The 22,867-nt window shown below is 69.8% G+C and carries 24 protein-coding genes; 13 read left to right on the top strand and 11 right to left on the bottom strand.

Annotation, left to right across the window (positions count from 1 at the left end; genetic code table 11):
- Positions 1-286 precede the first annotated feature (286 nt).
- From AORI_RS60190 to AORI_RS60205, 4 genes are read left to right on the top strand one after another with little or no spacing between them, the layout of a single operon-like run.
- On the top strand, positions 287-1,060 hold the full coding sequence (locus AORI_RS60190; RefSeq protein WP_016334188.1) for a DUF4333 domain-containing protein: 774 nt from the start codon (positions 287-289) through the stop codon (positions 1,058-1,060).
- A 41-nt stretch (positions 1,061-1,101) separates the two neighbouring features.
- The gene (locus tag AORI_RS60195; protein WP_016334189.1) at positions 1,102-2,301 is read left to right on the top strand and encodes a GNAT family N-acetyltransferase; all 1,200 of its coding nucleotides are present in this window, start codon (positions 1,102-1,104) and stop codon (positions 2,299-2,301) included.
- Positions 2,302-2,335: 34 nt separating this feature from the next.
- A complete protein-coding gene (locus tag AORI_RS82910; RefSeq protein WP_016334190.1) occupies positions 2,336-2,737 on the top strand; it encodes a DUF4333 domain-containing protein in 402 nt (133 codons plus the stop codon).
- 44 nt (positions 2,738-2,781) lie between these two features.
- Positions 2,782-4,002, top strand: coding sequence for a GNAT family N-acetyltransferase (locus AORI_RS60205; protein WP_016334191.1), 1,221 nt, complete (start codon positions 2,782-2,784; stop codon positions 4,000-4,002).
- A gap of 57 nt (positions 4,003-4,059) precedes the next feature.
- On the opposite strand, the gene AORI_RS60210 is transcribed toward AORI_RS60205, so the two are convergent.
- The 3 genes from AORI_RS60210 to AORI_RS60220 form a co-directional block, all read right to left on the bottom strand.
- Positions 4,060-5,028 (bottom strand): pirin family protein, encoded by a 969-nt coding sequence (locus AORI_RS60210; protein ID WP_016334192.1) that lies wholly within the window; start codon positions 5,026-5,028, stop codon positions 4,060-4,062.
- Complete coding sequence (locus tag AORI_RS60215) at positions 5,025-5,969, bottom strand: 5'-3' exonuclease (protein ID WP_016334193.1); 945 nt, start codon at positions 5,967-5,969, stop codon at positions 5,025-5,027. The genes AORI_RS60210 and AORI_RS60215 overlap by 4 nt, the downstream gene beginning before the upstream one ends.
- 75 nt (positions 5,970-6,044) lie before the next feature.
- Complete coding sequence (locus tag AORI_RS60220; protein ID WP_016334194.1) at positions 6,045-6,581, bottom strand: NADPH-dependent FMN reductase; 537 nt, start codon at positions 6,579-6,581, stop codon at positions 6,045-6,047.
- Positions 6,582-6,699: 118 nt separating this feature from the next.
- Between AORI_RS60220 and AORI_RS60225 the strand changes: the two genes are divergently transcribed.
- From AORI_RS60225 to AORI_RS60250, 6 genes are read left to right on the top strand one after another with little or no spacing between them, the layout of a single operon-like run.
- Positions 6,700-7,278, top strand: a complete 579-nt coding sequence (locus tag AORI_RS60225; RefSeq protein ID WP_016334195.1) for an ArsR/SmtB family transcription factor — start codon at positions 6,700-6,702, stop codon at positions 7,276-7,278.
- Complete coding sequence (locus AORI_RS60230) at positions 7,275-8,525, top strand: MFS transporter (RefSeq protein WP_016334196.1); 1,251 nt, start codon at positions 7,275-7,277, stop codon at positions 8,523-8,525. The genes AORI_RS60225 and AORI_RS60230 overlap by 4 nt, the downstream gene beginning before the upstream one ends.
- Positions 8,526-8,535: 10 nt before the next feature.
- The gene (locus AORI_RS60235) at positions 8,536-9,678 is read left to right on the top strand and encodes a M24 family metallopeptidase (protein WP_016334197.1); all 1,143 of its coding nucleotides are present in this window, start codon (positions 8,536-8,538) and stop codon (positions 9,676-9,678) included.
- The gene (locus tag AORI_RS60240; RefSeq protein ID WP_016334198.1) at positions 9,675-10,127 is read left to right on the top strand and encodes an Lrp/AsnC family transcriptional regulator; all 453 of its coding nucleotides are present in this window, start codon (positions 9,675-9,677) and stop codon (positions 10,125-10,127) included. The genes AORI_RS60235 and AORI_RS60240 overlap by 4 nt, the downstream gene beginning before the upstream one ends.
- A gap of 46 nt (positions 10,128-10,173) precedes the next feature.
- Positions 10,174-10,401 carry a hypothetical protein gene (locus AORI_RS60245; protein WP_007035425.1) on the top strand — a complete coding sequence of 76 codons (228 nt, stop codon included), beginning with the start codon at positions 10,174-10,176 and terminating at the stop codon, positions 10,399-10,401.
- Positions 10,388-10,687 (top strand): hypothetical protein, encoded by a 300-nt coding sequence (locus AORI_RS60250; RefSeq protein ID WP_005150941.1) that lies wholly within the window; start codon positions 10,388-10,390, stop codon positions 10,685-10,687. The genes AORI_RS60245 and AORI_RS60250 overlap by 14 nt, the downstream gene beginning before the upstream one ends.
- Positions 10,688-10,815: 128 nt before the next feature.
- Here AORI_RS60250 and AORI_RS60255 read toward each other — a convergent pair whose 3' ends face one another.
- Both AORI_RS60255 and AORI_RS60260 read right to left on the bottom strand, forming a co-directional pair.
- Positions 10,816-11,889 carry a GDSL-type esterase/lipase family protein gene (locus AORI_RS60255; protein WP_081809794.1) on the bottom strand — a complete coding sequence of 358 codons (1,074 nt, stop codon included), beginning with the start codon at positions 11,887-11,889 and terminating at the stop codon, positions 10,816-10,818.
- A gap of 70 nt (positions 11,890-11,959) precedes the next feature.
- Positions 11,960-12,862 (bottom strand): LysR family transcriptional regulator, encoded by a 903-nt coding sequence (locus tag AORI_RS60260; protein WP_043848112.1) that lies wholly within the window; start codon positions 12,860-12,862, stop codon positions 11,960-11,962.
- A gap of 96 nt (positions 12,863-12,958) precedes the next feature.
- Between AORI_RS60260 and AORI_RS60265 the strand changes: the two genes are divergently transcribed.
- Positions 12,959-13,798 (top strand): oxidoreductase, encoded by an 840-nt coding sequence (locus AORI_RS60265; protein WP_016334201.1) that lies wholly within the window; start codon positions 12,959-12,961, stop codon positions 13,796-13,798.
- 1 nt (position 13,799) lies between these two features.
- On the opposite strand, the gene ovoA is transcribed toward AORI_RS60265, so the two are convergent.
- Entirely contained in the window at positions 13,800-16,070 is a 2,271-nt protein-coding gene (gene ovoA / locus AORI_RS60270) for a 5-histidylcysteine sulfoxide synthase (RefSeq protein WP_016334202.1), read from the bottom strand.
- 188 nt (positions 16,071-16,258) lie between these two features.
- Between ovoA and AORI_RS60275 the strand changes: the two genes are divergently transcribed.
- Together AORI_RS60275 and AORI_RS60280 are read left to right on the top strand one after the other, a co-directional pair.
- Complete coding sequence (locus AORI_RS60275) at positions 16,259-17,545, top strand: ATP-grasp domain-containing protein (RefSeq protein WP_420806981.1); 1,287 nt, start codon at positions 16,259-16,261, stop codon at positions 17,543-17,545.
- A complete protein-coding gene (locus AORI_RS60280; RefSeq protein ID WP_016334204.1) occupies positions 17,542-18,756 on the top strand; it encodes an MDR family MFS transporter in 1,215 nt (404 codons plus the stop codon). Before AORI_RS60275 ends, AORI_RS60280 begins: the two co-directional genes overlap by 4 nt.
- A gap of 7 nt (positions 18,757-18,763) precedes the next feature.
- Here the strand turns inward: AORI_RS60280 and AORI_RS60285 are convergent, their stop codons facing one another.
- From AORI_RS60285 to AORI_RS60305, 5 genes are all read right to left on the bottom strand, one after another.
- On the bottom strand, positions 18,764-19,390 hold the full coding sequence (locus tag AORI_RS60285; RefSeq protein ID WP_016334205.1) for a maleylpyruvate isomerase family mycothiol-dependent enzyme: 627 nt from the start codon (positions 19,388-19,390) through the stop codon (positions 18,764-18,766).
- 16 nt (positions 19,391-19,406) lie between these two features.
- Complete coding sequence (locus AORI_RS60290; protein WP_228688379.1) at positions 19,407-19,931, bottom strand: hypothetical protein; 525 nt, start codon at positions 19,929-19,931, stop codon at positions 19,407-19,409.
- A gap of 132 nt (positions 19,932-20,063) precedes the next feature.
- On the bottom strand, positions 20,064-21,359 hold the full coding sequence (locus AORI_RS60295) for a M20/M25/M40 family metallo-hydrolase (RefSeq protein WP_016334207.1): 1,296 nt from the start codon (positions 21,357-21,359) through the stop codon (positions 20,064-20,066).
- On the bottom strand, positions 21,352-22,179 hold the full coding sequence (locus AORI_RS60300) for a M55 family metallopeptidase (protein ID WP_016334208.1): 828 nt from the start codon (positions 22,177-22,179) through the stop codon (positions 21,352-21,354). Before AORI_RS60300 ends, AORI_RS60295 begins: the two co-directional genes overlap by 8 nt.
- Positions 22,180-22,221: 42 nt before the next feature.
- Positions 22,222-22,818 (bottom strand): Rv1733c family protein, encoded by a 597-nt coding sequence (locus AORI_RS60305; RefSeq protein WP_228688380.1) that lies wholly within the window; start codon positions 22,816-22,818, stop codon positions 22,222-22,224.
- Positions 22,819-22,867 lie beyond the last annotated feature (49 nt).

Genomic DNA, 22,867 nt, shown 5'->3' on the forward strand with positions numbered 1-22,867 from the left:
CGTTGAGCGTCCCAAATCCTCCCCACTCGACACGAGCGCGAAGAGCACCGGGACGAAGCGGATTCCCGCGGGCAGGCGAACACAGGCCGACCGGAGCCGTCCTTGCCATTCACGAGGTATTGGGCTGACCGGCGGAACGGACGCACCTCCGGTGTGAGCACGGTCGCGGAGAGTTGGCCCGACACCACCCGGGAACAGTGGGCAGGGGCGCCGAGCTGTGGTTGGATCGCCCACGACGGCCATGCAGGTCGGCCGGTGACGATGGCGGAAAAGGCGGAGGCGAACGATGAGCACGCCGTATGGCGGCAACGACCCGCAGCAGCAGCCCCAGTGGGGGCAGCAGCCGGGCTACGGCCAACAGCCGGGCGGCGCTCAACCGCCGAGCGGCCCGCAGCAGCAGCCGCAATGGGGCCAGCAGCCGCAGTACGACCCGTCGCAGACCCAGCAGCAACAGCCTCAGTGGGGTCAGCAGCCCGCGCCGTACGACCCGTCTCAGCAGCAGTCCGGGTATCCGCAGCAGGATCCTTCCCAGACGCAGCAACAGCAGCCTCAGTGGGGCCAGCAGCCGCAGTACGGTCAGCAGCCGGGGTATCCGCAGAGCGGGCCCCAGCAGCAGCCTGGCTATCCGCAGAGCGGCCCGCAGCAGCAGCCGCAGTACGGTCAGCAGCAAGGCCAGTACGACTACGGCCAGAGCCAGTTCCCGGGCACCCAGGGCGAGGCGCAGGACAAGCCGAAGTCCAAGAAAGGCCTGTTCATCGGGATCGGTGCGCTCGTGGTGATCATCGCCGCGGTGGGCATCCTCGGGTTCGTCACGCCGGGCTGGTTCAACACCCAGGTGTTCAACAACACCCAGATGCAGACCGACGTGCAGAAGCTGCTCACCGAGACCTACGGGATCAAGGAGATCAGCGCGGTCACGTGCCCCTCCGGCCAGGAGGTCAAGGACGGTGTGAAGTTCACCTGCACCGCCACGATCGAGGGCAAGCCGCAGGAGGTGCCGATCACCGTGAAGGGTGACACCGGCAACTACGAAGTCTCGCCACCCGCCACCACCAAGTAAACCGCGGGCGCCGGGCACGGTCGATCCTGCATGATCGTGCCATGAGCGACTTTTCAGTGCGGCTGCTGCGGTCCGACGAGGAACGGGCCGCGACGGATCTGTTCAGGCGGGCTTTGCACGTCAAGGAGATGACCGATGAGGAATGGTCGGCCATCGCCCCGTCGATGCAGCCGGACCGTGGGTTCGGCGCGTTCGACTCGGAGCTGATCGGCACTCTCCGGTCCTTCGATTCGGAAGTGACGCTGCCCGGCGGCGGCACCACGCCGCTCGCCGCGGTCAGCCTGGTCGGCGTCCGCGCCGATCGCATCCGTCGTGGCGTGCTGACCGCGTTGATGCGCGCCCAGTTCGAGGATTTCGCCGCCCGCGGGGTTCCCGCGGCGATGCTGCACGCGTCCGAGGGCGCCATCTACGGCCGGTTCGGGTACGGCGTCGCGGTGCGGGCCAAGTCGATCGAGGTCGATCGGCGCCGTGCCCGGTTCCGTCCCGAAGCGCCCGTGGGTGGGCAGATCTCCCTCCTCGATCTCGAGAACACCATCGAGCAATGGCCCGCGCTCTTCGACGCGGTCCCGCGCGCCAGGCCCGGCATGATCTCGCGGAGTCCTCATCTGTGGCCGGGCTACGAACGCGAAGTGCGACGGGCGAAAACGCCGGTCACGACGGCGGTGCACAGCGGTCCGGACGGCACCGACGGCTTCGTCACCTACACCGTCGAGCGAGCCCATTTCGGCGCCCCGGCACTGCTGAAGGTCCAGTCCTTCCACTACGCGAATCCCGACGCGTTCGCCGGGTTGTGGCGTTACCTGCTGTCGGTGGACTTGGTCGACCAGGTCACCGCCGAGAAGCGGCCGCTCGACGAACCGGTCGAGCTGCTGTTCACCGATCCGCGTGACGTGGCGGTGCAGAAGGTCCAGGACGAAGGCTGGTTCCGGCTGGTCGACGTCGAGCGGATGCTCGGCGCCCGCACGTACCGGGGTGAGCCGGTCGTCATCGAGGTCACCGATCCCTTCCTGGAGCACAACTCCGGCCGCTACCGCCTGTCCGAGGACGGCGCCGTCCGCACCACCGATCCGGCGGATCTCGAGCTGCACGCCGACACCCTGTCGATGGTGTACCTCGGCGGCTGGCGTCCCTCGGATCTCGCATTCGCCGGACGCGTCCGCGCCACGGGTGAGAGCGCCCTGGAGCGAGCGGACCAGCTGTTCGGCACGCGGGTGAACCCCTGGTGCGGTACCTTCTTCTGACGTTGGATGATCACACCGGTGGGGGTGGAGAAGCTTGAGCAGGCGAGCCGTCGCGACGGTCGGTCTGTGTGGTGCCGCTTTCGCCGTGCTGGTGGCGTGTTCGGACACGCCGGCACCCGCACCGGCGACGAAGACCGTGACGGTCCCGCCGACGTCGAGAGCTTCGTCGAGCGCGCCCGCGACCTCCGGCGGTTCGTCCTCCTTCAACGCTCCGGGCAGGGTCTTCGACCCGAGGACGATGCAGGCGGACGTGCGGAAGATCCTCACTGAGACCTATCAGGTGCGAGAGGTCGGCGACGTGCTCTGCCCGTCGAACCAAAAGGTCGAGGACGGCAGCACGTTCACCTGCACCGTGCAGGTCGGCGGGGAGGGCAAGACCGTCACGATCACCGTCACCGGTGAAGACGGGCGCTACGAAGTCGGCGCCCCCGCCTGAAAAACCGGTTGGGGCTCCCCGGTCCGGACGGCAGGATCCACGGTATGAGCGAATTCCTTGTGCGTGCCGTGGCCGAAGGTGAACAGCGAGCCTGTCTCGACGTCCTGTCGGAGTCGTTGCACGGCAAGCCCGCCACGGACGAGGTCTGGGCGAAGATGGCTCCATCCTGGACCGCCGCCGGTAAATTCGCCGCGTTCGACGAGCGCGGCATCCCGGTGGGAATCGCGAGTTCGTTCGACGTCGAGCTGACCGTCCCGGGTGGACAGAAGCTGGTCACGGCGGCCGTCGACGGTGTCGGCGTCCGTGCCGACTGGACGCGCCGCGGCATCCTCACCGAGATGATGGCCGTACAGCTGGAGGACTTCGCGGCGCGAGGTGTCCCGCTGGCAGCGTTGCACGCTTCCGAAGCCGTCATCTACGGCCGCTTCGGGTACGGCCCGGCGACTTTCGGCAAAGGCGTGTCCATCGAGCGTCCGCGAGCCCGGCTTCGGGACGGCGTGGGCCGGGACGGCGAGGTCAGGTTCATCACCCCCGCCGAAGCGGTGGAGCGCGTTCCCGCGCTGTACCAACGCTTCGAAGGAACACGACCGGGGTTCGTCTCCCGTCCGCCTGCCTGGTGGCCGGGCTTCTTCGAGCGGGTGGTGAAGGGGAACGACGGCTACCGGGTGGCGGTCCACAGTGGACCGGACGGTGACGACGGTTTCGTCGTTTACCAGAGCATCGACGCGCGTGACCGGCTGGCGCCGGAGCGTGGGGCGATCCTGGACATCCGCGAACTCCATGCCGCGACACCACAGGCCTGGGCGGCGTTGTGGCGTTTCCTGCTGTCGATCGACCTGGTGTCGGCCGTCGCCGGACGGGGCCGCCCGCTGGACGAGCCGATCGCCGAACTGCTCACCGACCCGCGGGCGGTGAACACCACCGAGATCATCGACGACCTGTGGCTGCGGCTCGTCGACGTCCTCGCGGCCTTGCGGGCACGCTCCTACGGCAGCGCCGAACCCGTGGTGCTCGAAGTACTCGACAAGCAGCTTCCGGACAACAACGGTCGCTACATCGTGAGCCCGGACGGCGTGGAACGCACGACCGCCGAGGCCGATCTGCGGCTGGACGTGGCCACCTTGTCGTCGCTGTATCTCGGCCACGGTCTCTTCAGCGATCTGGCGTTGTCCGGACGGGTCGAGGTGCTGGACGAGGCGGCGGTCGCCCGTGCCGACTCCCTGTTCCACACCGCGCGCTCGCCGTGGTGCGGGACGTTCTTCTAGGCCCGGATGGTAAGGACCGTCAGCGCTACGGCACCGATCGAGCTTGCTCTCCCGCGGTCAGGACGGATTCCGTCGCGGTTTGATCCGCACCTGCGGCAACGTGGGTGCGGGCAGCCACGCCGTGCCGCCCTGGTAGCCCTCGACCTGGCCGAACCGGTCGGACTGCGCCTGCCAAGCCTCGCGGTACTCGGCGATGTCCTCGTGGCTGCGGCCCACGAAGTTCCACCACATCACGAGTTCCTCGGTGAACGGCGTCCCGCCGAGCAGGAGCACCCGAGCGGGTTCGGTGCCGGAGTTCGTCAGCTCCAACCGCCCGGCTCCGGGCGCGAGGTAGGCGAGTTCTCCGGTACCCAGCGCGACGCCGGCGACGGTGACGGAGCCGATGTCCTGCAGGACACCGTGTTCGAAGGCCGGATCGACGTCGAGGGCCGAGGTCGCGCCGGGCTCGACGGTGACTTCGGCGCCCAGCAGGGGAGTGAACGCCGGGACCGGTGAGGTGGTCCCGGCGAGGGTGCCGAGGAAGACCCGCGCCGTGGCGCCGGCCAGGTCGAGCAGCGGCGGCGCGTAATGCCGGAAATCCCGTGCGGTGTCACGGTGTTCGCCGGGCAGTGCGATCCAGAGCTGGACGCCGTGCAGTGTCGTGGTGTCCGGTGTGGACACTTCGGAATGCGCGATGCCGTGCCCGGCGGTCATCAGGTTGAGCTCGCCCGGCCGCACCATGGCGTGGGTGCCGATGCTGTCGCGGTGCTCGATCTCGCCGCTGAACAGCCAGCTCGCGGTCTGCAATCCGGTGTGCGGATGCGGTGCGACGTCCATCCCGCCGGATGCCGAAACGTCCTGCGGGCCGTAGTGGTCGGCGAAGCACCACGCGCCGATCAGCGACCGCTGCCGCTGCGGAAGGGTGCGGCGGACCCGGATCGCGCGTGGGCCGCCGAGCGGGACGTCGCGCGGGGTCAGCACGGTGACGCCTTCGCCCGGCCGTTCCTTGCACAGCAGCTCGGCCGGGTCGGCCTCGGTGTTGCTCATGACTTCGGGAGCGCGGCCAGCAGGCGCTCCACCGAACGGCCGAGATTCCAGCGTTCCGCGAGTTCCGCGACCTTGTCCGGGTCGGCGGGCTCGGACGGGACGGTGTCCGGACGGGACTGCTCGACGGGCGCGTCGGCCGCCACCCGGACGACGGTCGGGGCCACCGCGAGGTAGTCGGCGGCGTCGGTCAGCCGAAGCCTGGTCTTGAGCGGGACCCGCGAATCGCCCGCGTTCGACGCCTCGATCAGCTCCTGCAGCGAACCGAACTGGGTGATCAGCTTCGCCGCGGTCTTCTCCCCGATCCCGGCGACACCGGGCAGCCCGTCGGACGGGTCGCCACGCAGCGCGGCCATGTCGGCGTATCCGGGACCGGCGTTCCCGGCCGGGATCCCGTACTTCTCGGCGATTTCGTCCGGGCCGAGGACTTCGGCCTTGTTCCAGCCCTTGCCGACGTAGATGACCACAGTGGACGTCGGCTCACGGCGCACCAGCTGGAACAGGTCGCGGTCACCGGTGATGACCTCGACCGGCGAGTCCTGCTCGCGGATCGCGAGGGCGCCGATGACGTCGTCGGCCTCGTATCCGGCCGCCTCGGCCGTCGCGATGCCGAAGGCCTCCAGCAGTTCGAGGATGATCGGCACCTGCGGGGTCAGCGTGTCCGGCACCTCTTCGACGTCACTGCCTTCCGGAACCTCTTCGGCCACCCGGTGCGCCTTGTAACTGGGCAGCAGATCGGTGCGGAACTTCGGCCGCCAGTCCGCGTCGAGGCAGGCCACGAGCCGGGAAGGCCGCCGGTCGACGAGGATCCGCGCGATCGTGTCGGTGAACCCGCGCACGGCGTTGACCGGTGTCCCGTCCGGGGCGGTCATCGAGTCGGGCAGGGCGTAGAACGAGCGGAAGTAGAGGCTCGCGGAATCGAGGAGAGCGAGTGGTCCGGTCACGCGGACAGCCTGCCATGTCCCGCGCCGGATGTCCGTGAAGGACCCGACCCCCAGCCGGGTCCTCCACGGGCAGCGTCATGCCGCGTAGGGCCGCACCCGGCGTGCGTCGCGGAGGGCGTTGGCCCACCAGTTCAGCTGGTCCAGCAGCGTGGTGGCCGCGGCGGAAGCGCCTTCGAAGTCGTCGTGCGCGCCGTCCGGGCCGAAGTGATTCCAGGCGTGGGGGAAGCTCACGGTCTCGCGGATGGTGGCGGCGTGGAGCTCGGCGAAGACCGGGCGCAGGTGTTCCACCGCGCGCAGGCCGCCCGAGATCCCGCCGTAGGAGACGAAGGCGACCGGCTTGCCGTGCCACTCGGGGCCGGTGGCGTCGAGCGCGGTCTTGAGCGGGCCGGGGTAGCTGTGGTTGTACTCGGGGACGATCACGACGACGGCGTCCGCGCCGGCCACGCCGGGGGAGAGGTCGCCGGGGGATTCGGCGAGATCGATGACGGACAGGGTGACGTCGTCGCGCTGTTTGGCGCGGTCGAGGAACCAGTTCGCGACGACGGGGGCGAAGCGGCCCTCGCGGACGCTGCTGATCACGACGGCGAGCTGGTAAGGCGGGTTCGTTGTCATGGGGAAGACCGTAAAACCTGTACTTAACTTGAAGTCAAACTCCAGAACCACCGAATATCAGGGTCTAATCGCAGAGAACTCTTTGCAAAGAACTCTCTGCGGTCTTAGGGTGTAGCTCATGGGGGAGAACGAGAGGTATCTCGCGCGGGTCGACGGCCGCATCCTGAGGGCGCTGTCGCATCCACTGCGCGTCAAGATCCTGGAGTTGCTGCGGGAGGACGGCCCGGCGACGGCCTCCGGGCTGGCGAAACGGGTGGGGGAGAGTTCCGGGACCACGAGCTGGCATCTGCGGCAGCTGGCCGAATCCGGGCTGATCGTGGAAGACGCCGATCGCGGCAGCAGGCGTGACCGGTGGTGGAAGGCGGTGCACGAGGGCGACCAGATGCGCGCTCGGGACTTCATCGACGATCCCGATCTCGCCGGTCCGTTCAACGCATACGCCCACACGATGATCGAGCGCCGCTACGCAGCCGAAGCGCAGTTCGTCGCCGAAGTGCGGGACTGGGCCGACGAGTGGATCGACAAGGTCAGCTTCCATGACTCGCCTCTTGCGTTGACACCGGACGAGGCCGCCGCGCTGAGCGACGAGATCCTCGAGGTGATCGGCCGCTATCGCCGCCCGGAGAGGGACGGTGACACCCAGGTCCGGGTGCACTGGGCGGCCTTCCCGAGGAAATCCCGGCCGGAGACGCCATGAGCCGGATGCCACTGGGGGCCTTGGTCGTGGCGTCCGGATTCTCGTCGGCCGGGGTGATGATGACGCTGCTCGCGATTCCCTGGTTCGTCCTGCAGAGCACCGGCAGCGGCACCAAGACCGGCATGGTCACCGCGGCCGAGGTGCTGGGCCTGATGGTCGCCGCGATGCTGGGCGGGCCGGTCGTGGACCGGGTCGGCCCACGCCGGGCCAGTGTCGGCGCCGATCTGCTGACCACCGTGACGGTGCTCCTGATCCCGCTCGCGACGGCCACCACCGGGCTCAGCCTGCCCGGGCTCATCGCGTTGTCGTTCGTTATGGGCGTTTCCCGCGGCCCCGCCGACACGGCGAAACAGGTGCTGCTTCCCGGAGTCGCCGAACTCGGCGATGTCCGCGTGAGCCGGGCGGCGAGCGCGGTCGAGGCGGCGATGAGAACCGGCAGGATGGCGGGCGGACCCGCCGCCGGCGCGCTGATCGCGTTGATCGGGCCCATGCCGGTCCTGTTCGTCGACGCGGGCGCGCTCCTGGTGTCCGCGGCGCTGATCTTCGCGCTCACCCCGGTCGCGGCCGGTCCGCCGAGGCCGCCGTCGGGCGGCTACCTCAAGCAACTGCGCGAAGGGCTCGGATACGTCAAACGCGACGCGGTGCTGCGTGCGATCGTCGGCATGCTGATGCTCACCAACAGCCTCGACTTCGGGCTGCTCGGCGTCCTGTATCCGGCCTACGGCGACCAGGTCCTGCACAGCACCGCCCTCATCGGCGCGATGATCACGGCGGTCGCGGCGGGGGCGCTGCTCGGCTCGGCGCTCTACGGCTGGGTCGGCCACCGGTTCTCCCGCCGGACCGCGATCCTCGTCGCCGTCGGCATCGAGGGCGCGCCGAGGTTCGCCTTGCTCGCGCTGGAACCCGCGCCGCCGGTCCTGCTCGCCGGTCTGGTGGTCGCCGGGATCGGGGCGGGCGCGCTCAATCCGATCCTGCTGCCCGTGGTCTACGAACGGGTTCCCGAAGCCGTCCGCGGCCGTGTGCTCAGCCTCCTCGTGGGCGGGGTGCTCGCCGCGATGCCGCTCGGCTCGATGGCGGCGGGCCTGCTGCTGGACGGGATCGGACTCGTCGGCGCGCTCGCCGTGTTCGGTGGTCTGTACCTGATCGCCGGTGGCTTCCCGGCGATCTTCCGGGTCTGGCGCGGACTCGACGATCCCGCCCCGATCGGGGGTGACCGGCCGGTGAGCCAAGGGGCGCGGACCGACTAGGCTCGCCATCATGTCGCGCCGTTCCCTTCACAACCCAGCCCCCGACGCCGCCAGCCTCCGCGCCCGCCTCGACCGGGCCCGCGCCGCGGCGGCCGCCGCCGACACCGACGCCCTGCTGATCGCACCCGGCTCGGACCTGCGCTACCTCATCGGCCAGGCCGGGGGCTCCTTCGAACGGCTGACCACGCTCGTGATCCCGGCCGACGGCGTTCCGGCGCTGGTCCTGCCGAAGCTGGAGGCCCCCGGCTACGCCGACGTCCCCGCCGACGAACTCGGCATCGAGATCGTCACCTGGGTCGACGGCGACAACGCCTACGAACTCGTCGCCGACCGGCTGGGCAAGCCCGGCCGGGTGGCGGTCAGCGACTTCACCCCGGCGCTGCACGTGCTCGCCTTCCGCGGCGCGCTCGGCGACGCCGACCAGACGCTGGCCGGGCCGATCGTGCGCGAACTGCGGATGCGCAAGGACGCGGCCGAGATCCAGGCGCTGCGCGACGCGGGAGCGGCGATCGACCGCGTGCACGCCCGCGTGCACGAATGGCTGCGCCCCGGCCGCACCGAGGCCGAGGTCGGCGCGGACATCACCGCCGCCATCGTCGAAGAGGGCCACACCCACGCCGACTTCGTGATCGTGGGTTCGGGCCCCAACGGCGCCAGCCCGCACCACGACGTCTCCGAGCGGGTGATCGAGCGCGGCGACGTCGTCGTGGTCGACATCGGCGGCCCGATCGCCGAGGGCTACAACTCCGACTCCACCCGCACGTACGCGGTCGGCGAGCCGCGTGACGCCGACGTCGCCGAGACGTACGCCGTGCTGCAGCGCGCCCAGAAGGCCGCCGTCGACGCCGTCCGTCCGGGTGTCACCGCCGAGTCGATCGACGCCGCCGCGCGCGACATCATCGCCGAGGCGGGATACGGCGAGTACTTCATCCACCGCACCGGTCACGGCATCGGCCTCGACGTGCACGAGGAGCCCTACATCATCAAGGGCAACGCGCTGCCGCTCGAGCCGGGCATGGCCTTCAGCGTCGAGCCCGGCATCTACCAGCCCGGCCGCTGGGGCGCCCGCATCGAGGACATCGTCGTGGTCACCGAGGACGGCGTCGAATCGGTCAACCAGCGCCCGCACGACCTGATCGTGCTCGACGCATGACCGGTTCCCTGGAGCCGCTGGACCAGGCCATCGTGCAGGAACTGGCCGCCGACGGGCGGCGCAGTTTCACCGATCTGGCCGAACGGGTCGGGCTTTCGGTGTCGGCGGTGCACCAGCGGGTGCGCCGCCTGGAGCAGCGCGGGGTCATCCTCGGCTACACGGCGCGGCTGGACGGCGAGCAGATCGGCCTGCCGCTGACGGCGCTGATCTCGCTGACGCCGAACGATCCGGCCGCGCCGGACGACTACCCGCAGCGTCTGGAGCACATCAAGGAGATCGAGTCCTGCTACTCGGTCGCCGGGGACGAGTCGTACATCCTCCTGGTCCGCGTGGCGTCGCCGCTCGGCCTGGAGGATCTGCTCCGCCGGATCCGCGAGTCCGCGAAGGTCTCGACCCGGACCACGGTGGTGCTTTCGACGCCGTTCGAGGGGCGTTCGCCCACCCTGTGAGACGAGAGAAGGGGTGGGCTTGCGCGGCGCTGGTACGATAAAAGGTATGGCAACACGTAAGGTCACTCTCTCACTCGACAGTGGTGCGCTCGAGTTCGCCGAGCGGGCCGCGAAGGCACACGGGATCTCGGTCTCGTCGTGGTTGTCCAAAGCGGCCCGCAGGGAGGCCGTGCGCACCGGATACACCCCGCAGCGCGCCCCGGTCGAACCGTCCGCCGAATCGGACGAGGCCGAGCTGACCGCCGCGGAGAAGGATCTGCGTGCACAGGGGTGAAGTCTGGACGTACCACCCCCCGACCGAACCGGCACGGCAGCGCACCGTCGTCCTGCTGTCCTCGGACGGGGTGAACGAATCCGAGCGGCCGTGGCTGCTCGGCACCGAACTGCTGGACCGTGATCCGCAGGACATCCTCGGCGTCGCCGTCGACGCGCGGTACTGGGTCTCCACGCTGAACCTCACGCGCCTGTACCGGCCGTGGTTCGACGAGAAGATCGCGGAGATCGACCAAGAGGTCCAGGAGCGCATCGACATCGCGTTGCGCGCCGCTCTCGACCTCTAACGCGGGCCTTCAGTTCTCCTGGTTTCGGGGCGGCTGAAGGGGACTTTCGCCGCATGCGACGCGGGTAAAGCGTCCTTCACCGCGTGCGACGAGGGGGCCTAGCTCATGTTGCGCGCCGCTCTCGACCTCTAACGCGCGACCACCTCGGGCGCCGCGTGCAGTTTGCCGTCGGGACCCGAGAGGCACGACGCGTTGCCCGTGCGCGCGGCGAGGAATTCGTTGAGGCAGTTCGCGATCTGAGCGTGGCCGTTGGCGTTGGGGTGGAAGGACTCCTGCAGAGCGTGGCTCGCGCGGTCGACCTGACCGAGGTCGCGCAGTTGCAGGGTCAGCCTGCTGAACCACTCGTTCGCCGGTTCGCTGCTGCACGCTTCGCGCCCGGCGCCGGCTCGCGAGAGGTCGAGGAACCGCGCGCTGGTCGCCCGCGAAGCCTGTTTGAGCCCGTCCGACAGGACGGAGACGCCGTCGCGGCGCATCCACTCCAGATCCTCGGTGCGGAACGGGCAGCCGTTCAGGCTGCGTAGCGCCTCCGGGATCTGCGGGCCGACCGGCGAGGCGTACGACATCAGCACGAGCTGGTAGTCCGCCGGGACGTAACCCGCTTGCGCCAGCACCTTCTTGACGTCGGCGACGGCGTTGGTCACCTTCGGCACCATGGCGTCCACTTTGGACTTCCAGGTGGTGCGAAGCGCCGCGCTGCACGGCGGGTTCTGCGGGGAGAACCACGCTTTGAAGCACTCGTTGACCTGAGCGGAGAACTTCGGCTCGTCGTTCGCGCCGATCGCGATCACCACCGCGGCGACCCGGTGATCCTTGAGCAGGTTCGCGAGTTGCTGTGCCTGCGACGGCTCCGTCCACTGCTTGGCCTCGCCCAAGGCGATCTGCTCGGAGGGCGCTCCCGAACATGCGAGGTTCACGCGCGCGGTGACGTCGGGGATCTTGATCTGTTCGACGAAGGCGTTGGGGGAGCGGTGGCACCAGTTGCCGCCCTGCCCGTTGGTGGCAGGCGTGTAGTCGCCCGCGCCCTCGCCGGAAACGGTGCTGTCGCCGATGGAGACGACCGTCAGCGGCCCCGTCCCCGGCGGCCCTTGGCGCGGGGACGGCTGCCCTGGGCGGCTTTCCGACCCGGTAAAGGCAATGAACCCGACGAGAACCACCACGAACGTGAGCGCGAGAGCACCCCACCACCACCGGAAACGTCGCATCGTCACCGGATTCTACGGACCCCGTGGCCCGAGAGGGTGATCATGGCGGTGTGACGGTCGCGATGCCCGGTCAGCCCGCCTCCGTCAGGTCCGTTCCGGCGGCCAGCTCCGTGACGATGTCGAGCACGCCGGGCAACGCGGGCTTGTCGTTCTCCGGCGACCAGGCCACCACCGTCCGGGCAGTGTCGTCCGCCAGCGGCACGAACACCACCCCGCTCCGGCGCAGGCTGTGCGAAGACCGGGCCAGCCTGGTCACGCCGATGCCTGCCGCGACCAGACCGAGCAGTCCTTGAACGGTCGCGGCCCGCTGGACGACGCGCGGCGTGAAGCCGGCCGCCTCGAATTCGTCGTCGTAACGGCGATGCCAGGGCTCCCAGGAACTTCGTGGGGTGAGCACCCACGGTTCGTCCGCGAGGTCCGCGAGTTTCAGTTCGGCCGCGGCCGCGAGCCGATGTCCCTCCGGGAGGACGGCGCAGACCTCCTCGGTGGTCAGGGTGCGGGTCTCGAAGCCCTCGATCAGGGGAGGCCGGGTGAAGATCAGGTCGTAGCGCCCGGTGGCGAGCCCGTCGACGAGCGGCGCGATCTGGATGTCGTCCGTGGTGAGGGTGAGATCGGGGAGCCGCTCGCGGACCGCGCGCACCACCGGCGGGAGCAGGTAGTTGGCCGTGGTGGTGAGGAACCCGAGACGCAGCGTGCCGAGTTCGCCGCGTACCGCCCGGTCCAGTACCGCCAACGCCTCGTCGTTGCGGGCCAGGACCGCGCGGGCCTCCGGCAGGAACAGCGATCCGATCTCGGTGAGCCGGGTCCCGCGGCTGTCGCGCCGCAGCAGTCTCGCGCCGAGAACCCGTTCCAGCACGGAGATCTGCTGCGAAAGCGACTGCTGGGCGATGTGCAGGCGCCGCGCGGCCTTCGTGAAGCTCTTGTCCTCGGCGACGGCGACGAAATAGCGCAACTGTCGCAACTCGGGGGTCACAGGCTCTGACTGTAGCCGCATCAGGGAACCGGTGTTGGCGGCACAGGCGCGGCATTCGCACGATGGGTCGCAGGAACTTCACTGGAGGAAACAGGAATGACGAAGGAAACCGACGGCCGCGTCTGGCTGATCACCGGCTGCTCGTCCGGGTTCGGCAGGCATCTCGTGCTGGCCGCGCTCGACGCCGGTGACCGCGTGATGGCGACGGCGCGCCGTCCGGAGACGCTGGCGGAACTGGAAGAACTGGGCCAGGGCCGGGTGCGCACCGCGGCGCTCGACGTCACCGACCCGGCACAGATCGAGGCCGCCGTACAAGCGACGCTCACCGAGTTCGGCCGGATCGACGTCCTGGTCAACAACGCCGGCCATGGTTCGGTCGGTGCGGTCGAGGAACTGACCATGGCCGAGCTGCGGTCGCTGATGGACGTGATGTTCTTCGGTGCCGTCGAGATGACGAAAGCAGCCTTGCCCCACCTTCGGTCGCAGGGAAGCGGCGCGATCGTGCAGATGAGCTCGATGGGCGGTCAGCAGAGCCCGCCCGGCTTCGGGGCTTACTGCTCGGCGAAGTTCGCGCTGGAGGCGATGTCGGAGTCCCTGGCGGCCGAAGTCGCACCGTTCGGCGTGAAGGTGCTGATCGTGGAGCCCGGCGCGTTCCGGACTGAGTTCGGCGGCAACCGGTTGCACCGCTCCCGGGTGATCGACGCCTATCGCGAATCGACGGGTGAAATCCGGGATTTCGTCGAGGGGATGGACGGTTCGCAGCCCGGTGCCCCGGCGAAGGCCGCCGCCGCGATCCTGAAAGTGCTGGACAGCGACGACGCGCCCTTACGGCTGGCGCTCGGCGACGACGCTGTCGACGGGCTGCTAGCCACGCACCAGGCTAGGGCGGCGGAGCTGGCCGCCTGGGAAGAGCTGAGCCGCTCCACCGCCCTCTGAATCAGCGTTTGCGCCAGACGGAGACCTCCAGGTCGGTGATCTCGTACCGGTGCCCGTCGGCCTTGGTCAGGCTCGCTTCCGTGTCTTCCGACAGCAGCTCGAACGCCTCACCGAGGACGTTCGCGAGCTCGGCGGCCGACGCCCGGGGGAGTGCCACGAGCAGGAGCCCTCCGGTGCGCAGGAAGTTCTCCGAGCCGGCGAGCGGGCGCAGGTAGCCCGCGGCGCCGCCGAGCCGGTCGAAGGCGTCCGCCACGACCACGCCGTCGAACGTCCCGAGCGCCGCGGGTGGGCGACCGGCCTCGGCGAGAGTGAAGGACACGCCACCGCCGGGCGCGATCGACGGCCGCCGCGCGTGCGGCTCCCCGCGTCCCGGCACTCGGTAGCCGACGTCCCAGCCCTCGGCGAGCCGGTCCGCCGCCGCGACGAACGCCGGCCGGTCGTCCAGGCCGACGACCTCGATCGGGCGCCCGGCCAGCGAGAACGCCAGCCCACCGGCGGCGGTGGCGAGGTCCGCGACCCGCCGCAGCTCGACGCCGGCTTCGTCGGCGGCTTCGAAGAACCTCCGGGCCAGCCGGTCGGGATGGCCGACGGTCGTGGCCAGCGGATGCCCGGCCCGGCCGAAGACCTGTTCGGCGGTGCCGTACTGGCTGAGCAGGGCCCGGTCGAGTTCCGTCCTGGCCGCACCGTCCTCAGTGGACTCCGGTGCGACGACCAGCCGGATCCCCGCCTGCTGCAGGAAATGCGGCCGGTAGAAGTGCCGCGCCCAGATGCTGCCCAGCTCGCCGGTGCTGATGTAGGCACCGCCCAGGATCAGCTGATGCTGACCGCCGTAACTGGGCACCGAGAAGTCCTCGTAGTACGGGTGCGGGGTGAAGCCGTCGAGCGGGTTGAAGGTGTCCTCGCTCCACGCCCACAGGTTGCCGCCCGCGTCGTGCAGGCCCTGCGACGTGGTCGGCGAGTGGTCGACCGGGCCCTCCGAACCCCAGGCCAGGCCCAGGTTGATGCCTGTCTCACGCAGTTGCGCGCCGTCGAGCCGCATGACGACGTCGTCCGCGACGCCAGGACGTTCCGGAAGGTCGCGCAGCAGGAAGTACTCCGCCTCGGTCGGCAGCCGGTATTCCCGTCCGTCCTTTTCGGACCGCCAGGCGGCGAAGGCCTTGGCCTCGTGGTAGTTCACCACCACCGGCCAGTCCCACGGCATGTCGATCTCGTCGAACAGCGTCCGCAACCGGAACGCGTGCAGCCCGGTCGGTCCGGTGGGCACCCAGAACCGCGGCCACTTGGTGTTGCGGAAGCGACGCCACGCCTCGCCCTCCGCCGACCACAACTCCGGCCGCCGGTAGCCGCCGTCGGCGACGAAGCCGTGGAACTCGCCATTGCTCACCAGACAGCGGGCGGCCTCGAAGTCGGGCAGCTCTTGACGGCGTGAGCCGTACGCGCTGTCCCAGCCGTAGGACGGGAAGGACTGCGGCTTGCCCAGCCGCGCCGTGCGCCCGGGCACGGTGACGGTGTCGTTGGCGGGCACCGAACCCGGCTCGGGCTTGCCGGTCTCGGTGGTGCGGCGCAGCGGCGACGGCGCGGGCCACTCGGCGGGCCGTTCGACCAGGCTCGGCCGCATTTCGCGGATCAGCACCGAACTGGTCTCCAGGTGGATGCGGTCGTGCTCGATCGCCAGCAGCAGGGCCCAGGCCTGGTCGTCCATCGTCACCGGACGCCCGAGATCCGGGGCGAACGGCGTGCGCTCGATGATGCCGACGACCGTCCGGTACACCTCGGCGCGGTAGTCCTTCACCTCCGAAACCGACGGCCACACCATGTCGTTCTTCGACATGTCGTCCCACGAGTTCTCGTCGACGCCCATTTCCAGGACGTGCTCGAGATAGGCGTCGATCGGCGCGTCCAGCAGCCCGGAGACCCGCAGCTTGTTGACGTACAGCGCGGTCGTGTGGCCGTAGTAGAAGATCATCGGGTGCCGCAGGTTGTGGTCCGGAGGACGGTAGAAGGCCTCCGCGCCCTTCAGTCCGGCGAACAGCACCTCGTGCAGCGTCCACGCGTTGTCGAAGTAATCCAGCACTTCTTCCCTGCTGCACACGGAGAGATCGGGCAGCGGCAGCGCTCTGATCTCCCCGGATTCGGCCACGCCGGGGCAGCGGCCGGGTTCGGGGCGGACCCCGGTGTACCACCACTGTGGGTCGCGGGCTCCGTTCAGCCGCTCGTCGGAGTGCTTTACCGCATTTCTCTCCCAAGGTTCCAAGGTGGACGTCGACGTCATGTGACCTCGCTTCGGTTCTGGGGCACTGGGGCGGGTGCCGAAACCGTCGCATCTTCGAAAAGGTCATTTCCTCTCCATTCGTGCGCCGAATCGCGCGCCGGAAGAAGCCCGGCGCGAGAGCGCAAGCGGGGAGATGCCCGGTGATCGCGATGCTGGGACCGTCGGTTTCCCGATCCACCGGTTGAGAGGTGACCCCCTTGTCGACGAAGCCCTGTGTCGTGCTCGTGGACACCTACGAAACGGCCGACCACGGGTTGCCGCAGACCGCCCGGCACATCGCGCCGGCGTTCTTGGCGCTGGGCGCGGAGTGTGTGCGTGTGCAGAGCGCGCCGGACGCACCCGGGCAGTACCGGAAGTCGTCGCCCACTATGAGCAACTATCGCGAGAACATCGTCCACGACGGTGATCTCGCGAAGACACTGGACGCGCTTGCGGTGCACCGGCCGGTCGCGGTCGTGGCAGGCGGCGAATACGCCGTCGCGTTCACCGACGAGCTCAGCGAGGCGCTGGGAGTGCCGTCGAACGGCACCGCGCTGTCCCTTGCCAGGCGGGACAAGGCCGCCATGGGCGAGGCCGTCGCCGCGGCGGATCTGCCCGTCGCGCGGCAGCTGTCGACCTCCGACGAGGCCGAACTCGCCGCATGGCACCGGGAGGTGGGCGGACGGATCGTCGTCAAGCCGAACCGCAGCGCCGGCGGCGACGGTGTGTCCTTTTGCGACACTCCGGAGCGGTCCGTCGAGGCGCTGCGCACGATCACCGGCCGCCAGAACGTGTTCTCCGAGGACAACGACCTCGTCATCGCGCAGGAATACCTTGCGGGCACCGAGTACATGATCAACACGGTCAGCATGGACGGCCTGCACCAGGTGTGCGACATCTGGAAGACCTCGCGCTTCGCCGTCAACGGGGTGTCCGACCTGCTCGGTGCCTGCCAGATCGTGCCGAGGCGCGGGCCGGGCCACGACGAACTGGTGAACTACGCGTTCGCGGTACTCGACGCCCTCGGCATCCGGCACGGCGCCGCGCACGTCGAGGTCAAGCGGACCCCGCAGGGCCCACGGCTGATCGAGGTGGGCTCCCGCCTCTCGGGCGGCGACCTGCCGCATCTGGCGCGGCTCGCGATCGGCGAGTCCCAGCTGGACTGGATGGCGGACGCGGTGCTGCGGCCGGAGCGGTTCCGCGAGCGGTGGGGCGAGGACTACCGGATCCGGCGGCACTACGCCTGGTCCGCGCTGCTCTCGCCGGTCGAAGGCACGCTCCGCCGGTACACGGTGCTCGACGAGATCGAGCGGCTGGAGAGCTTCCACGAGATGTTCGTGCTGACCCAGCCCGGGAAACCCTTGCGCCGCACCGTCGACGACACGACGTTCCCGGTGGTCGTCACCTTCATGCACGAGATCGAGGAGTACGTCCTGCGCGATCTCGGCACGCTGCGGTACCTCGACGGCGTGGGCTGCTACGAGCTCGAACCATGACGGCGCCGGGGTTCCTGCGGACCCGGCTCGGCGGCCTGCCGAAATCGTTCTGGGTGCTGTGGACGGGTACGCTCGTCAACCGCCTCGGCACGATGGTCCTGCCGTTCCTGGCGCTGTACCTGACCAGCGAACGCGGCCTTTCGGTGGCGACGGCGGGCACCGTGCTGGCGCTGCTCGGCATCGGCCAGGTGTTCTCGCAGCTGATCGGCGGCATGCTGGCGGACCGCATCGGCAGGCGGGCGACGCTGACCGGCGGCATGCTCGCGACCGGCGCGATCATGCTGGTGCTGGGTTACGTCGAACGCCTCGAACTGATCGCGGTCGCCGCGCTGCTGCTCGGACTGGCACTCGACGTGTTCCGCCCGGCCACCCAGTCGATCGTGGCGGATCTGGTGCCCGGTGCCGACCGCACGCGGGCTTTCGGACTGCTCCTGTGGGCGATCAACCTCGGCTTCTCGATCGCGATGGTGCTGGGCGGAACGCTGGCCCGCGCGGGATTCACGACGCTGTTCTGGGTGGACGCGGCGACGTGCGTGCTGTTCGGGCTGCTGGTCTGGCGGGCGGTGCCGGAGACCCGTGGTGACGGCGGACCCAGGGAACGGGGCGGTTTCACCGTCGTCCTGCGCGACCGGGTCATGGCCGGGCTGATGCTGGTGTCACTGGTCGTCGCGTTCGTGTTCCTGCAGAGCCTGGCCACGTTGCCGCTGGCGATGCGCGAGGACGGTCTTTCCCCGGCGGGGTACGGGCTGGTGATGGCGGTGAACGGGATCGTCATCGTGGTCGTGCAGCCACTGGTGGGGCATCGGCTGGGCCGGTGGGATCCGTCGCGGGTGCTCACGTTCGGGATCCTGTTGACGGGTTTGGGTTTCGGGGCCACGGCCTTCGCGTCGACGACACCGGTGTACGCGGTGTGCGCGGTGTTCTGGACCCTCGGCGAGATCGTGATCCAGTCGGTGGGTGTCGCGATCGTGGCCGAACTCGCCCCGCCGCATCTGCGCGGCCGGTACAACGGCGCCTACGGCACGGCGGCGGGCCTCGCCGCGTTCGTCGCTCCGCTCGGCGGTACGCAGCTCCTGGTGCTGGGCGCGCCCGTGTTGTGGAGCGTCTGCTTCGGTCTCTGCGTGGCCGCGGCCGTCGGTCAGCTCCTGCTCGGCAATGCCGTCCGTCGCCGGATGGCCACCACGGCGGTTCCGGTCGCGGCCGTCGGCTGAGCGGGCTTCAGCCGTCCATTCTGGACGCGAGGATCGCCACGCCCGGACCGGAAAGCTCGTCCAGTGCCACGTCCCGGCCGGCGATCGACAGCAGGACCGCCTCACCGGGGCCGCGCACCTCCGGTCCGGATCCGGCAGCCCAGTTCACGTCCGTGGCGACGAGCCGGAGTCCGCGCGCCCGTTTGCCGGCCTTGATCGGCGGCGCATAGCGGGCGAAGGCCAGTGCATGACGCAGCCTTTCCGGCGGTACCTCTCGCGGAAACCCCAGCGGCCGCCGGATGTCCTGGTGGTGGAGCAGCCCGTCGAGCAACGCCACCCGTCCGCCGAAGGCCGAGGTCAGGCCACTCGGTTCGAGGTGTTCCTCGATCCTCGCGATCAGCTCCTCCGGTGTCCGGTCCGGCTTTCGCGCGACCCCGAGCGCGTTCATCCGGTTGAGCCGCAGCCCGCCGCGGACGGCCTGGCCGACCAGATCGCGGAAACGCTGGGTGTCGTAGTCGACGACATGAGCGACGACCTCGCGGACCGTCCACTCCGAACACAAGGTCGGCGCGTCCCAGTCTCGCGGGGACAGCGTCCGGAGGAACGCGGCGAAGTCCGCCCGTTCGTCCCTGGCGAGTCGCGCGACCGTGTTCATCGGCGGCCTCCTGTGGTCATTCGTGGTCGAGCCACCCGCAAACGTAGTAGTTCGTGTCCTCGTTCCGCTCGACATACCAGGAATAGACGACGTCGCCCGCGAGTTTGCCGCTGCGCGCGTTCCGCTGGGTGACCTTGGCCTGGACCGTCACGAACTCCTGTCCCGCCGGGACGGAGTACGGCAGCATCTCCCAGCGCTCGACGTAATGCCCGTGGAGTTCGAACCCGAGCAGCGTCGACCTCAGGCGCGGGCAGGTCCCGCTGCGCAGGGCGGTCATGTCGTGATTGGCGAGCCCGTTCATGTAGACCTGGAACACGCGGTCGATCGCGGCGGGTTCGAGGCTCGGCGCGGATGGCGTCGACGACGTTGCCGGCGCGGACGTCGTCACGGTGAGGGTCTGGGTCTCGGCCGGGGGAGACGTGGTCGTTTCGGGTGGGAGGTCGGAACGCGAGATCGGGAAGCCGCCGCGGCAGCCGGAGAGCGCGATGCCGAGGCCGATCAGGAGCACGCACGCGCGGGCGCGCGAAGTCGAAGGTCTCACGGGGGCGACGCTATGAGGCCTTCATGAAATTCGAATGAAAGCCGTTTGGGTGGTCGGCGCAAGTACGTGAAGGCCCCCTTCATTGCGTCTAGCGCAGTGAAGGGGGCCTTCACGTACTTGGCAAGGTGGGGCTCAGCAGTTCTCCAGGAAGTGCCGCAGCACCCGCGTGCCGAACCGCAGCCCCTCCACCGGCACCCGTTCGTCCACGCCGTGCGCCATCGCCCGGTACGGGAAGCCTTCCGGAAGCAGCAGGGGCGCGAAGCCGTAGCAGTCGATCCCGAGGGGGCTGAACGCCTTCGCGTCCGTTCCGCCGCCCATGCAGTAGGGGACGACGACGGCTTCGGGATCCTCAGAGCGCAAAGCGTCCGCCATCGCGTCGAACCACGGCGAATCCACCGGCGCCTGGACCGGCGGCTGGTGCGCGACGAATTCGCGGGTGACGCCTTCGCCGAGCATCGCGTCGATCTCGGCGAGCAGTTCCGGTTCGGCGTCGGGAAGGACGCGGACGTCCACTTGGGCCTCGGCCGAAGTCGGGATCACGTTCACCTTGTAGCCGGCGCCGAGCATGGTCGGCGTGGTGCTGTTGCGGACTGTCGGCACCACCAGCGCCCCGGCGGGCCCGAGCCGCGCGATCGTTGCGTCCACATCGGACAGATCGACCGGGACGCCGAGCGCTTCCCCGGTGCGTTCGAGGAAGGCCTGGACGGTCGGGGTCAACTGGACGGGCCAGCGGTGCGCGGCGATCTTGCCGAGCGCCGTGACCAGCCGGGTGACCGCGTTCTCGTCGTTGGGGCGCGAGCCGTGTCCCGCGCGGCCCTTGGCCGTCAAGCGCAGATGCGCGGTGCCGCGTTCGGCCGTCGCCACCGGATAGAGCCGCACGATCCGGCCGTCGGCGGCGGGGACGTGGTAGGTGTACGCGCCCGACTCGCTGATCGCGGCCGCGCAGCCGTCGAACAGGTCCCGGTGCGCCGCGGCGAGCCAGTGCGCGCCGTATTCGCCCTTGTCCTCCTCGTCGGCCACGAACGCCAGGACGATGTCCCGCCGCGGCCGGACGCCGGTGGAGAGGGCGGCGAGCACCATCGCGCAGAAGTCCTTCATGTCAACGGCGCCGCGGCCCCAGAGGAACCCGTCGCGGATCTCGCCCGAAAACGGGTCCACCGACCAGTCGGCGGCGTCCGCCGGGACGACGTCGAGATGTCCCTGCACGAGCAGCGCGGGCAGGCTCGGGTCGGTGCCCGGGACCCGGGCGATCACGTTCGCGCGGCGGGGCGCGGACTCGATGATCTTCGAGTCGATCCCGAGCCCCGACAACAGCGACGCCACGTACTCGGCGGCCTCGCGCTCGCCCTCCGAGTCCCCGTTGCCCCGGTTCGTGGTGTCGAACCGGATCAGCCGCGAACAGACCTCGACCACATCGAGCTCAGCCATAGATACCCTGCACCGCCCCAGCCGCGATCGCCGTGACGATCTTGAACGCCTTCATCGCTTCGGTCATGTCCGGCGCGTCGAAGCCCACCCGCCGCACGCCGATCTGTTCCACCGTCGGGATCACGGCCGCGGCCTGCGCGAGATGGCTCGCGTCGAACTCGACCTCGATCCGGTGCGGAGTGGTGTACCGCTCGACCCGGCCCGCCCGGTTCATCGAGTCCGCCGCCGCGGACGACAGCAGTTCGGCCGTCCTGGCGGGCGGAAGGCAGATCGCGGCGTAGCGGCTGACGCACTCCTTCACCGTGACCAGTTCGGCTTCGGGTGCGTAGTCCTGGGCGTCGTCGCAGGCCTTGTCGTCACCGGAGACGACCAGCACCGGGACGCCGTACTCGGCGGCCATCGCCGCGTTGAGCCTGCCTTCGCTGGCTGGGACGTCGTCGAGCCACACGCCGGTGATCTGATTCTCCAGGTACGTGTGGGACAGGACGCCGTCGAAACCCGCGCCCGCGTGGTAGCCGAGGAAGACGACACCGTCCACGCCGCTGTCGATCCCCTGCATCATCGAGAGCGGCTTGTGCCTGCCGGTGAGCATGCGAGCGCGGCCGTCGAGGTCTTCCAGCAGCAGGTTCCGTTGCGAGGAATGCGCCTCGTTGACCAGTACGTCGGTGGCGCCGGAGTCGAACAGGCCCGCGATGGTGGCGTTGACGTCGCCGGTGAACAGGCGGCGGAATCGTTGCCACTGCTCGGTGCCCGGAATGACGTCCTCGGTCCAGGTGACGCCGGTGGCGCCCTCCATGTCCGCCGAGATCATGATGCGCATGCCGGGCACCCTAGCCGAGGCTCTTTGCCCCCGCCCCCGGGCTCAGGGCCAGGAACCGGAGCGCGGGTAGGCCGCCCAAGCGCGCTCCCAGGCCGCGGCCCGCTGCCGGTCGAGCACCAGCCGGACGACCCGCTGCACCAGCACGAGTGCGGCGACCACCGCGAACCAGAGCCACAGGCCGACGAGCACGGAATCGAACACCGCCGTCGACGCGTTCCTCGGGGCGGTGGTGAGCTCGCCGCGGGCGTCGATCCAGATCGGCATGGCCGATCCGGCGGGGCTGCCCGGCGCCGCGAGGACGCCGCCGGTGTGCCGGGCGCCGCGCGAGTCGGTCCAGGTCGCCTCGGTCGTGGAGGTGTCGGTCCCGACGCTTTCGCTGTCGACGATGCGGACGGGCGCCGCCTTCAGCAGGTACGCGGTGGCGGGGTGACGGCCGGTCGAGTCGGCGGCGGCCGCGGCGACCTGCCTGCCGTGGTTGGCCGAGCCGACGGCGGCCGCGACCGGGATGGCGAGCAGCGCCGCGAGGATCACGAGTTTGAGGAGGAGGGCTTCGAAGCGGTCGGAGCCGCGAGCCAGCGAATTGCGACCAGGGAAGAGCCGTCGCCGGAACCGGGCGATCGGACCGCTGGACCCGTGCACGAGGAACCCCATTCCCTCAGACCGCGAAAACCTCCATGGTCGATTCTCG

The organism is Amycolatopsis keratiniphila, from assembly GCF_000400635.2.
Lineage (GTDB): Bacteria > Actinomycetota > Actinomycetes > Mycobacteriales > Pseudonocardiaceae > Amycolatopsis > Amycolatopsis keratiniphila.

Coding starts and splice junctions, on each gene's coding strand:
- AORI_RS60240 (WP_016334198.1), top strand. CDS start 9,675: ATGACCGGTTCCCTGGAGCCGCTGGACCAGGCCATCGTGCAGGAACTG.
- AORI_RS60205 (WP_016334191.1), top strand. CDS start 2,782: ATGAGCGAATTCCTTGTGCGTGCCGTGGCCGAAGGTGAACAGCGAGCC.
- AORI_RS60255 (WP_081809794.1), bottom strand. CDS start 11,889: ATGCGACGTTTCCGGTGGTGGTGGGGTGCTCTCGCGCTCACGTTCGTG.
- AORI_RS60190 (WP_016334188.1), top strand. CDS start 287: ATGAGCACGCCGTATGGCGGCAACGACCCGCAGCAGCAGCCCCAGTGG.
- AORI_RS60245 (WP_007035425.1), top strand. CDS start 10,174: ATGGCAACACGTAAGGTCACTCTCTCACTCGACAGTGGTGCGCTCGAG.
- AORI_RS60280 (WP_016334204.1), top strand. CDS start 17,542: ATGACGGCGCCGGGGTTCCTGCGGACCCGGCTCGGCGGCCTGCCGAAA.
- AORI_RS60295 (WP_016334207.1), bottom strand. CDS start 21,359: ATGGCTGAGCTCGATGTGGTCGAGGTCTGTTCGCGGCTGATCCGGTTC.
- AORI_RS60300 (WP_016334208.1), bottom strand. CDS start 22,179: ATGCGCATCATGATCTCGGCGGACATGGAGGGCGCCACCGGCGTCACC.
- AORI_RS60230 (WP_016334196.1), top strand. CDS start 7,275: ATGAGCCGGATGCCACTGGGGGCCTTGGTCGTGGCGTCCGGATTCTCG.
- AORI_RS60220 (WP_016334194.1), bottom strand. CDS start 6,581: ATGACAACGAACCCGCCTTACCAGCTCGCCGTCGTGATCAGCAGCGTC.
- AORI_RS60210 (WP_016334192.1), bottom strand. CDS start 5,028: ATGAGCAACACCGAGGCCGACCCGGCCGAGCTGCTGTGCAAGGAACGG.
- AORI_RS60195 (WP_016334189.1), top strand. CDS start 1,102: ATGAGCGACTTTTCAGTGCGGCTGCTGCGGTCCGACGAGGAACGGGCC.
- AORI_RS60235 (WP_016334197.1), top strand. CDS start 8,536: ATGTCGCGCCGTTCCCTTCACAACCCAGCCCCCGACGCCGCCAGCCTC.
- ovoA (WP_016334202.1), bottom strand. CDS start 16,070: ATGACGTCGACGTCCACCTTGGAACCTTGGGAGAGAAATGCGGTAAAG.
- AORI_RS60285 (WP_016334205.1), bottom strand. CDS start 19,390: ATGAACACGGTCGCGCGACTCGCCAGGGACGAACGGGCGGACTTCGCC.
- AORI_RS60265 (WP_016334201.1), top strand. CDS start 12,959: ATGACGAAGGAAACCGACGGCCGCGTCTGGCTGATCACCGGCTGCTCG.
- AORI_RS60225 (WP_016334195.1), top strand. CDS start 6,700: ATGGGGGAGAACGAGAGGTATCTCGCGCGGGTCGACGGCCGCATCCTG.